Origin of the sequence: Phytopseudomonas daroniae, assembly GCF_004327285.1 — a bacterium.
Classification (GTDB): Bacteria; Pseudomonadota; Gammaproteobacteria; order Pseudomonadales; family Pseudomonadaceae; genus Aquipseudomonas; species Aquipseudomonas daroniae.
This window is the reverse complement of sequence record NZ_QJUI01000015.1, coordinates 1-12,949: the sequence shown is the minus strand read 5'-3', so window position 1 is coordinate 12,949 and position 12,949 is coordinate 1. Positions and strand designations below refer to the sequence as shown.

Sequence of the window (12,949 nt, the reverse complement as noted above, 5' to 3'; positions counted from 1 at the left end):
GCTCACTCCTCGGGGGCCTGGAACAGGGCTTCGATACTCGACTCGAACAGCCGGGCGATCTTGAAGGCCAGCGGCAGACTGGGGGCGTAGCGGCCGGTTTCGATGGCATTGATGGTCTGCCGCGACACGCCCAGCTTTGCTGCCAGGTCGGCCTGCGACCAGCTGCGTTCGTTGCGCCGCTCGCGCACCTGGTTGATCACCGGTAGCGCCTCCAGGCGACAAGGGTGCCCAGTGCCCACAGAGGGCCCATCAGGCTCCACACCATGAACATCGACAGGCGCGGGAAACCGGCAACCTCCAGAAAACCGTAGCTGAAAGTGATCAGCGCGGTGCCGACGAAGGCGACTGCCAGCCCCTCCAGGTGGATCATCCGCGCCAGTTCGTCGAGCTGGCGAACCTGGCGGATCACCACCATGGCCACGGCGATCATGGGTAATATCGGCAGCAGGGCAGAGATGGTGCGCAGCGAGCCTTGCGCAAGATTGGCGAGCAACAGGGTGCTGATCACCACTGCGCTGATGTAGGCGGCCATCGCCAGGGCGAAGTGCACGAGGAAACGGTTATGGCTCATGGCGCATCCCTTGTATGGAAAGTGTGCTTTACATTAAGGGGTGACCTGTCTGTGAGTCAAGCATGCTTTACATCGTGCTGTGAGGCTCGCATGGTTTCGTCTAGCATGGGCGCCGTTTTTACCGGATGGGCTGAGCATGCTGCCGCGCAAGATTCGTATGAGTGACCTCGACGCCTTTCATGAACTGTTCAGCCTGGTGGCGGCGGAGGGGCTGTACTCGACTCGCCCAAGTGCGCCGCCGAAGGCCGTGATAGCCCGTGCCCTGGAGCGGGCAGACGAGGGTGGCTGGGCGGTTTATGTAATCGAACATGAAGGGCGGATCATCGCTACCGCCGAAGCCTATCCGGATAACTACTGCCGGCCCGAGGGTGATGCGGCGGTGGGCATTCTCGGTATGCAGGTGCATGCCAACTGGCGGCGTCAGGGGCTGGGCAAGCGCCTGCTGGAACGCGTGATCAGGCATTGCCGGGAGCAGGGCATGCGCTGCATCGAGTTGACGGTGCTCGAATCCAATCAGCCGGCGATAGCCCTGTATCTCAAGTACGGTTTCGTCTGGCTGGAAGATCTGTCGCCGTGCCATCTGCCGGGTGGCCAGGCCGATCTGCCGCAACGTATGCGTCTCGCTCTAGCCTAGGCCTTAGAACCTGTTCACGATCTTTCGACGAAATTCCATGTGCAATGACAGCAAATGGCGTAAACGGCCACCCGGAATGTTGTGTCGAATACGCCGGCCAAATATCGGATTACGCTTCGCTAGGCTGCGCGCCCCGATCCAACCTACGGTTCGTCGTGCCCCGAACGTAGCCTGGATTAGCCGCAGGCGTAATCCGGGGCCGAAGGCCTGTCCATGGTTCGACGCGGGTCATAGAGGGGCCGCTATTGCCGCCGATCCATAGGGATACGGGATCCCAACTAAAGATTATGAACAGGCTCTTACAGCATCTCCGGCTTGAAGCGCCCGCGTCGGCTGATCCAGTCGCCAGCCACCATGAACTCGCCATCGCCGCGGTAATGCACGGTCTTGGGCCGCTTTGGCGAAACGGCAACGTGGGCCTTGACGATGTCCCAGATGAACAGGCCGTGGCGGTCGATCTGGCTGGCATCGGCCAGGCGGCATTCGAAGTTGGCGTAGCACTCGTCGATCAAGGGTGCGTCGACCCGTTCAGCCGGTTTTGCGGTGAGACCGAAGCGCGCGAATTTGTCGACCTCGGCGCCGCTGCAGTTACCGATATCGACCAGCGTATCGACGATGTCCAGGGTCGGCAGATTGATCACGCAGGCTTCGCTGTTTCTGATCATCTCGAAGCTGTGGTTGGCCTCCCAGATGTAGCAGGCGAAAGATTGAAAGCCGATCATCATGTGCCAACCCATGGTCATGATGTTGTGCTGTCCCTGCCAGCTGGAACTCACCAGCACGATGGGGCCGGGTTCCAGGTAGCGGCGCACGTCGTCCAGCGGGTGGTCTGTCTTGCGATAGCGTTTCATCGACTCTGCTCCTGTGATGACAGTGGCATGTGCTGAAGTGGACAAGTGCTTGGCGGCCAGTGTTCGATTGAATCGGCTTGCAGGCACTGCTGATGAGTCACTAACCTGCACCTCGAACATTCTTGCCCGCAGGAGCGCTGTGCGTGTCCATCCGTCCCAGACAAGCTGCCGACAATCCACGACTGCTCGAAATCTGGCACCGTGCGGTGCTGGCGACCCATGACTTCCTCTCGGCCGAGGACGTCGAGACGTTGTATTGCCAGGTGCGCGACCTTTATCTGGATGCTGTAACCATCTTGGTCTATCGACTCGATGACGGGAGCGTGGCCGGCTTCATCGGCCTGGGCGAACGTCATGTGGAAATGCTCTTCGTCGATCCGCAGCTGCATGGCCAGGGCATCGGCTCACGGCTGCTCGATGATGCCCGGGCACGCCTCGGCGACCTGACGGTGGACGTTAACGAGCAGAACCCGGCGGCCCATGATTTCTATCGCCGTTATGGTTTTCGTGACATCGGCCGTAGCGCCACCGATGGGGAGGGGCGGCCGTTTCCGCTGATCCATATGGCGCTTTGATTTCAGGGCTTGGCGAATAGGGTGCTGGTCATGTGGTCGATGAATACTCTGAGCTTGGGTAACGCATATTTGCTGTTAGGCCAGAGCATCCAGAAAGCGCCGTTGCGTTCCATATGATCCACCAGCACCGGTTGCAGGCGACCAGAAGCGATATCTTCAGCGATCAGAAAATCCGGCAGACAGGCAATGCCGAGCCCGCTGCGGGTAACCCTGAGCAGACTGTCGAGGGTATTGCAGATCACGCGCTGCTTGAGCGCGTGTTGCAGATCCGCGTTCACGCCCTGCAGCGGCCAGCGTTCGAGCTTGCCGCTGGCGTGGAAGCGGTACATCAGGCAGGCATGGTCGAGCAGATCCGCCGGCTGCTTCGGGATGCCGTGGCGATGCAGATAGTCGGGGCTGGCCACCAGCTGTTGTGCAAAGGTGCCGAGTTGCCGGGCGGTCAGCCGGGAATCCTGCATGGGGCCCGTGCGGATCACCGCATCGAAGCCTTCTTCGAAGACATCCACCATGCGATTGGAGAGGTCGATGTCCAGTTCGATTTGTGGGTAGTGCTGCATGAAATCGATCAGCACCGGCATCACCAGTTCACCGACTCGCGGCATGCTGATACGCAAGCGCCCGCTGGGGCCCTCGGCGGCACTGGTGAGTTCCAGCTGCGCCGCTTCCAGTTCGCATAATACACGCCGGCAGCGTTCGAGAAAGCGCTGGCCTTCGGCCGTCAGCGTCATGCTGCGGGTGCTGCGGTGCAGCAGGCGTACACCCAGGCGCTGTTCCAGCCGGGCGATGCTCTTACCCACCGCTGAGGAGGAAATGCCGAGCTGGCGCCCGCTTTCGGTGAAGCTGCGCGTATTGGCGACCTGCACGAATACGCCGATGCCGCTGAGGTTGTCCATCCTGGATTCCATCATGGGCGCAAATCGCCAATGCGTTGGATTAAGGACAAGAATGTCCGATAAGTTGCGAACCTTAGCCTGTTTTTCTCGACAGCGCTGCTGCCTAACCTGCTGACCTGGTCGATTGGCCGCATCCCGCTGCGCCGAGACCTGCCACAGGCGTTTTCCATGTATACCGATGAACATTCCCTTGCCGCAGCTCAGGTAGCCTCTGGGCGCGAGCGTTTGCCACTGAACGGTTTGCTGGTGTTGGCGGGAGCCGGCTTCATCACCATCCTTACCGAGGCGCTGCCAGCCGGGCTGCTGCCGCAGCTGAGCGCGGATCTTGGCGTCAGCCAGGCCATGGTCGGGCAGATGGTGACGCTCTATGCGCTGGGTTCCCTGCTAGCTGCGATACCGCTGGTGATGCTGACTCGCAACTGGCGTCGGCGGCCGCTATTGCTGACCGCCATTGGGGGATTCGCGGTGGTCAACCTGGTGACGGCGCTATCCAGCCATTATCCGCTGACCCTGGTCGCGCGGTTTTTCGCCGGCGTGTTCGCCGGCTTGCTGTGGGCGCTGGTCGCCGGATATGCGGCGCGCATGGTGGCTTCTCATCTGCAAGGGCGGGCCATTGCCGTGGCGATGGTCGGCACGCCGCTGGCGCTGTCTCTCGGCATACCGGCGGGCACCTTTCTCGGCGGTGTGCTGGGTTGGCGTTACACCTTCGTGCTGATGAGCGTGCTGACGCTGGTTCTGCTGGTGTGGGGGCGCATCGTCTTGCCGGACTTTGCCGGGCAGCGCAGCACCGGCCCACTGCCTGTCGGTCGGGTGTTTCGCCTGCCCGGCGTGCGTCCGGTGCTATTCACCATCCTCATCTATGTGCTGGCCCACAACCTGTTCTACACCTACATCGCCGCGTTTCTGTCTCCCCTCGGCATGGTCGCGGAGGTGGATCGGGTGCTGCTGGCGTTCGGTCTGTCAGCGCTGGTGGGCATCTGGCTGACCGGTATGTTGATCGACCGTTGGCTGCGTGTGCTCAGCCTGCTGAGTGCCGCGGTACTGGCGCTGGCCTGCGTGATGTTGGCCATGTCGGGTTCTTCTGCCCTGCTGGTGTATGCCGGCGTAGCGGCCTGGGGGCTGGCGTTCGGTGGCGTCGCCACGCTGTTTCAAACCGCCTCCATCCGGGCGGCAGGTGACGATGCGGATGTCGCGCAGTCGATGTGCGTGACCGCCTGGAACCTGGGCATCGCCGGAGGAGGGCTGTGCGGCGGCATACTCCTGCAAAGCGTGGGGGGCGCTGCATTGCCATGGGGGGGCGCAGGCTTGGCGCTGTTGGCATGGCTGATCGTGTACAAGGCCGGCGAACACGGCTTTACTCGAGGACGTTGAACCTCGCACGATGCCGATCGATCCGACAAGCCGAACGAATCGGCGCAGATGCCTGTCCCCATGATAGGGCCTGTTGACGTTCCAGCACGACCGCGCCGGAGCCCGTTTTGCCGCGAGGCAAGGGCCGCGCCCGCTCCCGGCGGGCTTGCGGCATTTCCCACATCCATGTGGGTCACACAGCCGCGAAGTTTAGTGGGCTAAATGAGCCGGCGAGAAACGCAGCATCGCGGCAAAACGGGCCCGGCCCTTCGGGTGGGGCCGCCTAGGTTGCGCGGGAAATCTCGCCATGCGTTGTTGGAGGACTTGGCAAGGGAACAACCATTGCCGGCGTCCTCCGCCTAGCGGATCGCCGCCCGGCCTTGCGAGATTTCTCGCAGCAACGCGGCTTGCGCTGAAACGTCAACAGGCCCTAGATCCCACTCGAACCATGGAGGCAGCATGCGTATCACTCTTCCCACCCTCGGCTTCGGCGGTGCACCGCTCGGCAACATGTTCCACCCGATCGACGAAGACCGCGCCCAGGCGACCCTGGACGCCGCGTGGAAGTCGGGGATTCGTTACTACGACACCTCGCCACATTACGGCGCAGGTCTTTCCGAGGAGCGTTTCGGGCGTCTGTTGCAGGGCAAACCACGCGATGAGTTCGTGCTCAGCAGCAAGGTCGGGCGCCTGTTGCAACCCGCCGACAAGCCGGAGAACGCCAAGCCTTTCACCCATGAGCTGCCCAACCGGCGTGTCATCGACTATTCGGCGGACGGTGCGCGGCGCTCCATAGAGAGCAGTCTGCAGCGCCTGGGCGTGGATCGTCTCGATGTGGTGTTCATCCACGACGTGTCCGAGGATCAGCACGGCCCGAAATGGCGTGAGTACTTCGCCGAAGCGATGCAGGGCGCAGCGGTTGCGCTGACGAAAATGCGCGAGGAAGGGCTGATTCGTGGCTGGGGGCTGGGCGTCAATCTGGTCGAGCCCTGTCGCCTGGCGCTGCAACAGTCCGATCCCGATGTGTTCCTGCTGGCCGGTCGCTACACCTTGCTCGACCATCGTGTGGCGCTCGATACCCTGTTTCCGCAATGCGCCGAGCGCGGCGTCGGCATCGTCGTTGGCGGGCCATTCAATTCCGGCGTTCTGGCCGGTGGCGAGCACTACGAGTACGACCGGATTCCCGATGATATCCGCCGCAAGACCGAACGCCTGCGCGCCTTGAGCGAGCAATTCGGTATCGACACCCGCGCCGCTGCGCTGCAGTTCTGCCTGGCCAACCCGGTGGTGCAGTCGGTGATTCCCGGCAGTGCCAATCCGCAGCGGCCTGCGCAGTACGTGCAGCAGCTCGACGCAGCGATCCCGGCCGCGTTCTGGCATGCATTGCGCGAGGAAGGCATCGTTCCGGAGGACGCTCCGCTACCGGCCTGATTTCAGGCGTTCGGTTCGGCCAATGCCCGTTGGTACACCGCCAGGTCATTGGCCGAAAAGCAGCAGAACACTACCTCGACGATACCCGGATGATTGGCCAGCTCGGCCTGTACCGTGGTGATCGCGATCCGTGCTGCCTGATCGATCGGATAGCCGTAGATACCGGTGCTGATGCTGGGAAAGGCAATGCTGCTCAGCCCCTGTTCGGTGGCCAGGCGCAAGGCGTTGCGGTAGCAGGATGCGAGCAGTTGTGGCTCGCCCTGAGTGCCGGAGCGCCATACCGGCCCGACTGTGTGGATGATGAAGCGGGCGGGCAGGCGATGACCTCTGGTCATTTTTGCTTCACCGGTCTTGCAGCCGCCGAGCAGGCGGCATTCATGCAGCAGCTCACTGCCGGCGGCGCGGTGAATCGCCCCGTCAACGCCGCCACCGCCGAGCAGTGAGGAATTGGCCGCATTGACGATGGCATCCACATCCAGGGTGGTGATGTCGCCCTGCAAGGCGATGAGGCGCGCGGACATGCTTCGGCTCCTGGGACAGAGTGGTACTGCTGATCCGACAGATCGGCCAGAGGAATGTTTCTCCAGAGATAGCATTCGTCGGGAACGGATATTGCTCTATCTGTTAGCAAGAGGATTATCCATGGCTAGCAAGATGCATTTCGAACCTTGACAGCCAAATCCTGCACCAGGGCCATGTTCCCCATGGGGCGGATGGCAAGGGACATAGACAGCGCTAGCGCAGTCAGGTAGCCACGGCGTATTTACCCGGCCCACGAGGCTGGCGGATAATGCGCCAGCCGTAGCGTTTGCGGCGAGCCATCAGGGGTCGCCTGCGTTGGATCAGAGGAAAAGATGGCTGCGAAGACCGTCACCAGCAAGCAAGTCGAAGTACAGCGCATCGTCGATGTGCTGTTCAAGGCCATCGCCCAGCATCGCTTGCCACCCGGGACGCGGCTGATCGAAGCGCAGATCGTCGAGACCCTGCAGGCCAACCGCAACCATGTACAGGTAGCCCTGCAGCGTCTGGCCTTGCAGCGCGTCGTCACCATCGAGCCGAACCGTGGCGCCATGGTCGCTCAACCCAGTGCCAAGGAGGCGCGCGAGATCTTCGCCGCACGGCGTGCCATCGAGCGGGCGATCGTCGAAAGCATCACGCCGACGATCATGCACAAGCAGCGTCAGCGGGTGGCCACGCACATGAGCAATGAGCGCAAGGCCACCAATGCTACCGATCGCCGCGCCATCGTTCGCGAGCTGAGCGAGTTTCACCTGATGCTCGGCGAGATCAGCGGCAATTCGGTGCTCAGTGAAATCCTCGCCAACCTGATGGTGCGCAGCTCACTGATCGTCGCCCTTTACCAGCGCAACGATGTGCCGTCCTGCGCTTCGGACGAGCATCAGGAGATCATCACCGCCCTGGAGAAGGGCGATCATGAGCGGGCTGCCGCGGTGATGCTGGAGCACCTGGGCGAACTCGAAGATCAACTGGATCTGGACGATCAGGCCGAGCCCGAGATCAATCTGCGCCAGGCCCTGGCCGGCCTTTGATACTGCCCTGCAGCGCCGCCCTTTCCGAATCGCTCGAGAGCCCGGCCTTCAAGGTCTGAGCAGACGCGCCTGTGCCCGTTCGAAGGTCTTGCGCCCGGCCTTGTAGCCCATCAGCGGTGGGCTGATCTCGGCCACCACCGCAGCCGGCGAGGGGGCGTCGAAGACGATGAAATCCGCCCGGCAACCAGGCGTCAGGCCGTAGTCGGGCAGGCGCAGCAGGCGTGCCGACTCACTCGATACCCAGCCCAGGCAGCGCAGCAGTTCGGCTTCGGTGGCCAGTTGGCTGACGTTGGCGAACAGGTTGGCCTGGCGCACCAGCGAGGCATCTCCGTAAGGCGTGAAGGGGTTACCGATATTGTTGCTCGACAGCGAGCAGGTCACCCCGCAGGCGTGCAGGTGCTGCAAGGGCGCCAGGCCACGGGGCTTGTTGTGGAAATGCTCGCGCCCGGTCAGAAACAGGTCGGTACTGGGCAGGCAGGTGACCTGCACGCCGGCTTCGGCCAGCGACTCGGCGACTGCCAGCAGGGTGTCCCGGGGCAGCGCCGACAGCTTGGTGACATGACCGATGGCCACCCGGCCGCCCCAGCCGTGCTGGTGGGTGCAGCGGATCACTTCGCCGATGGTCATGCCTTCCGGGTTCAGGTCGAAGTCCAGGTGGAAGTCCAGGTCGCGGTCGAACTCGACCGCCAACTCGAACAGGCGGCGAATCTGCGCGATGGGCTCGGCGTCGGTGTAGGGACAACCGCCGAGCACTTCGGCGCCCAGGGCCAGGGCCTCGCACAGCAAGGCTTCGGTGCCGGGGTTGTTGAGCAGGCCTTCCTGAGGGAATACGCAGATTTCCAGGCTGATGGCCCAGGCATAGTCCGCCTGCAGGCGGCGCACCGCGTTGAAGCCGGTAAGGCCGATCTGCGGGTCGATTTCCACATGGGTGCGCATGTGCGTGGTGCCCTGGGCGATGGCTTTTTCCAGCACCTGGGCGCCACGCTGGTAGACGTCCGCCTCGCTGAAGTCGGCCTTGGCCGCACGGGTCTGGGCGATGGCCTCGGCCAGGGTGCCTTCCTCCAGCTGGCAGCGCTGCATGATACAGGCCTTGTCCAGGTGGATATGGGTTTCCACCAGGCCGGGCAGTAGCAGCTTGCCGCCCAGGTCGAGCGTTTCACCGGCCGCGACAGTGGTGCTCAGGGCGCCGACGAAGCGGCCATTCTCTACGTACAGTGTCTGCAACGCTTGGCGGTCGTCGCCCAGGCGTGCGTTGATGATTTTCAGGGCATTCATGCGGCCGCTCCTTCGCCCAGGTAGGCCGCTTCCAGTTCCGGGTCGCCACGCAACGCTTCGGCGCTGCCGGATTTGACGATGCGCCCGGTTTCCAGCACGTAGGCGCGGTCGGCCACCTGCAGGGCGAGGTTGGCCATCTGGTCGACCAGCAGCAGGGTCACGCCTTCGTCGCGCAAGGCGGCGAGGGCGTCGTACAGCTCGCCGATCATCGCCGGCGACAGGCCCAGGGACGGCTCGTCGAGCAAGAGGATCTTCGGTTTGGCCATCAGCCCACGGCCGACCGCGACCATCTGCTGCTCGCCGCCGGAGAGCAGGCCGGCCGGGCTGTCGATGCGCTCGCGCAGGCGCGGGAAGCGGCGCAGGATGGCTTCGATTTCCGCGTCGGCGTCGAAGGCCTCCTTGCGCGAGTAAGCGCCGAGCAGCAGGTTGTCGCGCACGCTGAGCTGGCCGAACACCTGGCGGCCCTCCGGCACCAGGGCCAGGCCGCGGGCGGCGATGGTGCTGGCGTCGGCGTGCTCGATGTTTTCGTCGTCGAGCAGGATGCTGCCACCACTGGCTTTGTGCAGCCCGGCCAGGCACTGCAGGATGCTCGACTTGCCCGCGCCATTGGCGCCGAGAATGGCGATCAGCTCGCCCGGGTTGACCACGATATTGACCTTGTCCACCACCGGCGCGGCGCCGTAGTCGATGACCAGATCCTTGATGTACAGGCGCGCATCGCGCGAGCCATCCCAGGCTTCGGCGCGCGGGGTGGCCTGGTAGCGGGTGCCGCCGAGGTAGGCGGCGATGACCCGCTCGTCCTTGCGCACCTCGTCCGGTACGCCCCAGGCGATGGGTTTGCCGGCGTCGAGCACCAGCAGGCGTTCGGACACCGCCATGACCAGGCCCATATCGTGCTCCACCAGGATGACCGCGATACCGAACCCGGCGAGGGTCTTGAACAGGCTGGCCAAGCGGTCGGTATCGCTGCGGCTGAGACCGGCGGCCGGCTCGTCGAGCAACAGCACGCCGGGGCGCGTGGCCAGGGCGCGGGCGATTTCCACCAGGCGCCGGTCGACGTGCGCCAGGTCGTCGGCCGGGGTGTTGACCGAGCCCTGGTAGCCGACCAGGGTCAACAGTTGCAGGGCCAGTTGCCGCCGGGTGTCGCTGGCGCAGGTGAAGGGCAGGCCGAGGCGGCCCTGCTGCATGGCCACCAGCAGGTTTTCCAGCACCGACAGCTCGCCGAACAACTGGGTGGTCTGGTAGGTGCGGGCGATGCCGGCGCGGGCGATTTTCCACGCCGGCAGGCCAGCCAGTGGGCGGCCAAGGTCGATGCTGCCGCTGTCCGGTGCGTAGAAGCCGCTGATCATGTTCAGCACCGTGGTCTTGCCCGCGCCGTTGGGGCCGATGATGCTGGTGATACTGCCGGGTGGCGCCTGCAGGCTGACGTTCTGCGCCGCCTGCACGCCGCCGAAGCGAATGCCGATGTCCTTGACCTGCAGGCCGCTGCGCGCCGGGGTGTCCTGCAGGAAGAACGCGCTCAGCTGTGCCGGGTCGAACGCGGGCGGCGCGGCCTGGTGCCTGGGGCGCAGCCACAGGCTGGCCAGGGTACCGAGCAGGCCGCGCGGCGCCGCCCAGAGCACGCTGAGCAGCAGCAGCGAGAAGATCAGCAGGCGGTACTCGGCGAAATCCGAGAGCATTTCCGGCAGCAGCACGATCAACAGGGCGCCGAGCAGCGGGCCGAACAGGGTGCCGCTGCCGCCGACGATCACCGCCAGCACGAACAGGATCGACTGCGAGAAGGGGAAGGACGCCGGGTTGATGAACATCATCAGCGGCGCTACCAGGGAGCCGGCCAGGCCGGTGAGCAGGGCGGACAGGGCGAAGGCCAGGGTCTTGGTCTGCACCGGGTTGAAGCCGAGGGAGCGGGCGGCGATTTCCGCCGACTTCACCGCGCGCATGGCCATGCCCCAGCCACTGTGGCGCAGGCGCTGGAACAGGGCCAGGGCCGCGATCATCAGGGCCGTGGCGATCAGCGCCATGCTCACACTGGGGTCGAGGCTGCCGATTTCCGGCATGGGGATGCCCATCAGGCCATTGGCGCCACCGGTCAGCGAGCGCCATTCGATCAGGCCGTGGTGCACCACCAGGGCGAAGGCGATGGTGATCATCGCCAGGTACGGGCCGCTGACACGCAGCGCCGGAATCGCCAGCAGTGCGCCGATGGCGCCGCAGGCCAGGCCGGCGGCGATCATCGCCAGGCCCAGGGGCAGGCCGGCCATGGTCAACAGCGCCGAGACATAGGCGCCAATGGCGTAGAAGGCGATATGGCCGAAGGAGATCTGCCCGCTCAGGCCGATCAGGATATTCAGGCCCACGCCGACCACCACGGCCAGCGCGCAGAAGGTGAAGACCAGCAGCGAGTAGCTGTCGAGCAACAGCGCCATGGCGCCGCAGGCCAGGGTCAGCAGGGCGAGGGAAACGGGGGCGAACAGCGAATTCTTCAGGGTCATACTTTCACCAGGGTCTTGCTGCCGAACAGGCCGTTGGGGCGCAGCGCCAGGGCCAGGATGACCAGGGCGAAGGTGAACAGCTGGGTAAAGGCCGAGCCGAAGTAGATGGTCACCAGGGCCTCGACCAGGCCGAACAGCAGGCCGGCGGCGAATACCCCGCTGGCGCTGGCGATACCGCCGAGAATCGCCACGGCGAAGGCCTTGAGGCCGAACAGCATGCCCATCTCCGCGTTCACGCTGAACAGCGGGGCGATCAACAGGCCGGCAATCGCCGCGAACACGGTCGACACGGCAAAGGCCACGGCGACCACGCGGTTGACGCGGATGCCCATCAGCATCGCCGCCCTGGGGTTCTGCACGCAGGCTTCCAGTACCTTGCCCAGGCGGGTGTAGCGGCGCACCAGGAACAGCGCCAGGGCGATGGCGCCGCCCACCAATGGGATCAGCAACTGCAGCACACCGACGTTGTTGCCCAGCAGTTCCAGATGCTGGTTGGCCAGCGCCGAGGTGAACTGCCGCGGCTCCTTGCCGAAGGTGAACAACGCCAGGTTGTCCACCAGGATGCCCGCCGCCACCGTGGCCATCAGCCAGGCTTCGGAGCCCCGCGAATGGAAGGGCCGCACCAGGAAGCGTTCGATGGCCAGACCATAGATCGCGCACAGCGTCAGGGTCGCCGGGATCGCCAGCCACAGCGGCCAGCCCCAGGTGATGTAGAAGCTGTAGCCGAGCACGGCGCCAACCATCATGGCGCTGCCCTGGGCGAAGTTGACCGTACGCGAGACCACGTAGGTGATGTGGAAACCCAGTGCCAGCAGCGCGTACATGCTGCCCAGCCCGAGCCCGGTGATGATGGCGGCGGTGATCATGACGATAGTCCTCGGGGCGGGCCGTCAGGCCCGCCCGTTTACGGCTTCAGGGTGCGAGTGGAACGATGCGACCGTCGACGAACTGGGTGAAGACGTAGTCGTCCGGGCCCAGGGCGTCGTGCTTGCTCGGGGTGAAGGGCTGCTGGTAGTCCTTGATCAGGCCCTGGTAGCTGTCGATCGCGTAGAAACCGTCGCGCACCTTGCTGCCCTGGGTATCGCCGGCCTTTTCGATGGCGGCGGCGGCCAGGTACATGGCGTCGTAGGCATTGGCGATCCCCACTGCCGGGGTCACGTCGGCCAGGCTCTTGATCTCCGGGAAGCGTTGCTTGAGGGCGGCCAGCACGCTGTCGCCCTTGGCGCTGTTGTTCTCGGTGAACACATAGGTCTGGATGAAATGCACGCGGCTGGCGTTAGGGCCAGCCAGCTCGCTGAAACGCCCGCCCGCCGGCCCCCAGTGCGAC

Annotated in this window: 14 protein-coding genes; 5 read left to right on the top strand and 9 right to left on the bottom strand. The window is 64.4% G+C overall.

Annotated elements, in window-relative coordinates:
* Window positions 1–2 precede the first annotated feature (2 nt).
* Together DNK06_RS17260 and DNK06_RS17255 are read right to left on the bottom strand one after the other, a co-directional pair.
* A complete protein-coding gene (locus tag DNK06_RS17260) occupies window positions 3–200 on the bottom strand; it encodes a helix-turn-helix transcriptional regulator (protein WP_131181232.1) in 198 nt (65 codons plus the stop codon).
* Window positions 197–571, bottom strand: coding sequence for a hypothetical protein (locus DNK06_RS17255; RefSeq protein ID WP_131181231.1), 375 nt, complete (start codon window positions 569–571; stop codon window positions 197–199). The genes DNK06_RS17260 and DNK06_RS17255 overlap by 4 nt, the downstream gene beginning before the upstream one ends.
* Window positions 572–728: 157 nt before the next feature.
* On the opposite strand from DNK06_RS17255, the gene DNK06_RS17250 reads away from it, so the two are divergent.
* Window positions 729–1,205 (top strand): GNAT family N-acetyltransferase, encoded by a 477-nt coding sequence (locus DNK06_RS17250; RefSeq protein WP_165493662.1) that lies wholly within the window; start codon window positions 729–731, stop codon window positions 1,203–1,205.
* 299 nt (window positions 1,206–1,504) lie between these two features.
* Here DNK06_RS17250 and DNK06_RS17245 read toward each other — a convergent pair whose 3' ends face one another.
* Entirely contained in the window at window positions 1,505–2,056 is a 552-nt protein-coding gene (locus DNK06_RS17245; RefSeq protein ID WP_131181229.1) for a flavin reductase family protein, read from the bottom strand.
* A gap of 143 nt (window positions 2,057–2,199) precedes the next feature.
* On the opposite strand from DNK06_RS17245, the gene DNK06_RS17240 reads away from it, so the two are divergent.
* Window positions 2,200–2,631, top strand: coding sequence for an acetyltransferase (locus tag DNK06_RS17240; protein WP_131181228.1), 432 nt, complete (start codon window positions 2,200–2,202; stop codon window positions 2,629–2,631).
* Window positions 2,632–2,633: 2 nt separating this feature from the next.
* Here DNK06_RS17240 and DNK06_RS17235 read toward each other — a convergent pair whose 3' ends face one another.
* Window positions 2,634–3,524, bottom strand: a complete 891-nt coding sequence (locus DNK06_RS17235; RefSeq protein ID WP_131181227.1) for a LysR family transcriptional regulator — start codon at window positions 3,522–3,524, stop codon at window positions 2,634–2,636.
* A 168-nt stretch (window positions 3,525–3,692) separates the two neighbouring features.
* Here DNK06_RS17235 and DNK06_RS17230 point away from each other — a divergent pair, with 168 nt between their 5' ends.
* Together DNK06_RS17230 and DNK06_RS17225 are read left to right on the top strand one after the other, a co-directional pair.
* Window positions 3,693–4,895: an MFS transporter gene (locus DNK06_RS17230; protein WP_131181226.1), complete on the top strand. Its 1,203-nt coding sequence runs from the start codon at window positions 3,693–3,695 to the stop codon at window positions 4,893–4,895.
* Between the two features lie 438 nt (window positions 4,896–5,333).
* On the top strand, window positions 5,334–6,305 hold the full coding sequence (locus DNK06_RS17225; protein WP_131181225.1) for an aldo/keto reductase: 972 nt from the start codon (window positions 5,334–5,336) through the stop codon (window positions 6,303–6,305).
* A gap of 2 nt (window positions 6,306–6,307) precedes the next feature.
* Here the strand turns inward: DNK06_RS17225 and DNK06_RS17220 are convergent, their stop codons facing one another.
* A complete protein-coding gene (locus tag DNK06_RS17220) occupies window positions 6,308–6,826 on the bottom strand; it encodes an O-acetyl-ADP-ribose deacetylase (RefSeq protein WP_131181224.1) in 519 nt (172 codons plus the stop codon).
* Window positions 6,827–7,159: 333 nt separating this feature from the next.
* On the opposite strand from DNK06_RS17220, the gene DNK06_RS17215 reads away from it, so the two are divergent.
* Window positions 7,160–7,855 (top strand): GntR family transcriptional regulator, encoded by a 696-nt coding sequence (locus tag DNK06_RS17215; protein WP_131181223.1) that lies wholly within the window; start codon window positions 7,160–7,162, stop codon window positions 7,853–7,855.
* A gap of 48 nt (window positions 7,856–7,903) precedes the next feature.
* On the opposite strand, the gene DNK06_RS17210 is transcribed toward DNK06_RS17215, so the two are convergent.
* From DNK06_RS17210 to DNK06_RS17195, 4 genes are all read right to left on the bottom strand, one after another.
* Window positions 7,904–9,130, bottom strand: coding sequence for an amidohydrolase family protein (locus tag DNK06_RS17210; RefSeq protein ID WP_131181222.1), 1,227 nt, complete (start codon window positions 9,128–9,130; stop codon window positions 7,904–7,906).
* Window positions 9,127–11,622 (bottom strand): branched-chain amino acid ABC transporter ATP-binding protein/permease, encoded by a 2,496-nt coding sequence (locus DNK06_RS17205; protein WP_131181221.1) that lies wholly within the window; start codon window positions 11,620–11,622, stop codon window positions 9,127–9,129. Before DNK06_RS17205 ends, DNK06_RS17210 begins: the two co-directional genes overlap by 4 nt.
* Window positions 11,619–12,488 carry a branched-chain amino acid ABC transporter permease gene (locus DNK06_RS17200; RefSeq protein ID WP_131181220.1) on the bottom strand — a complete coding sequence of 290 codons (870 nt, stop codon included), beginning with the start codon at window positions 12,486–12,488 and terminating at the stop codon, window positions 11,619–11,621. Before DNK06_RS17200 ends, DNK06_RS17205 begins: the two co-directional genes overlap by 4 nt.
* A gap of 46 nt (window positions 12,489–12,534) precedes the next feature.
* The coding region (locus DNK06_RS17195; RefSeq protein ID WP_479724663.1) for a type 1 periplasmic-binding domain-containing protein at window positions 12,535–12,949 on the bottom strand (415 nt) is incomplete at its 5' end.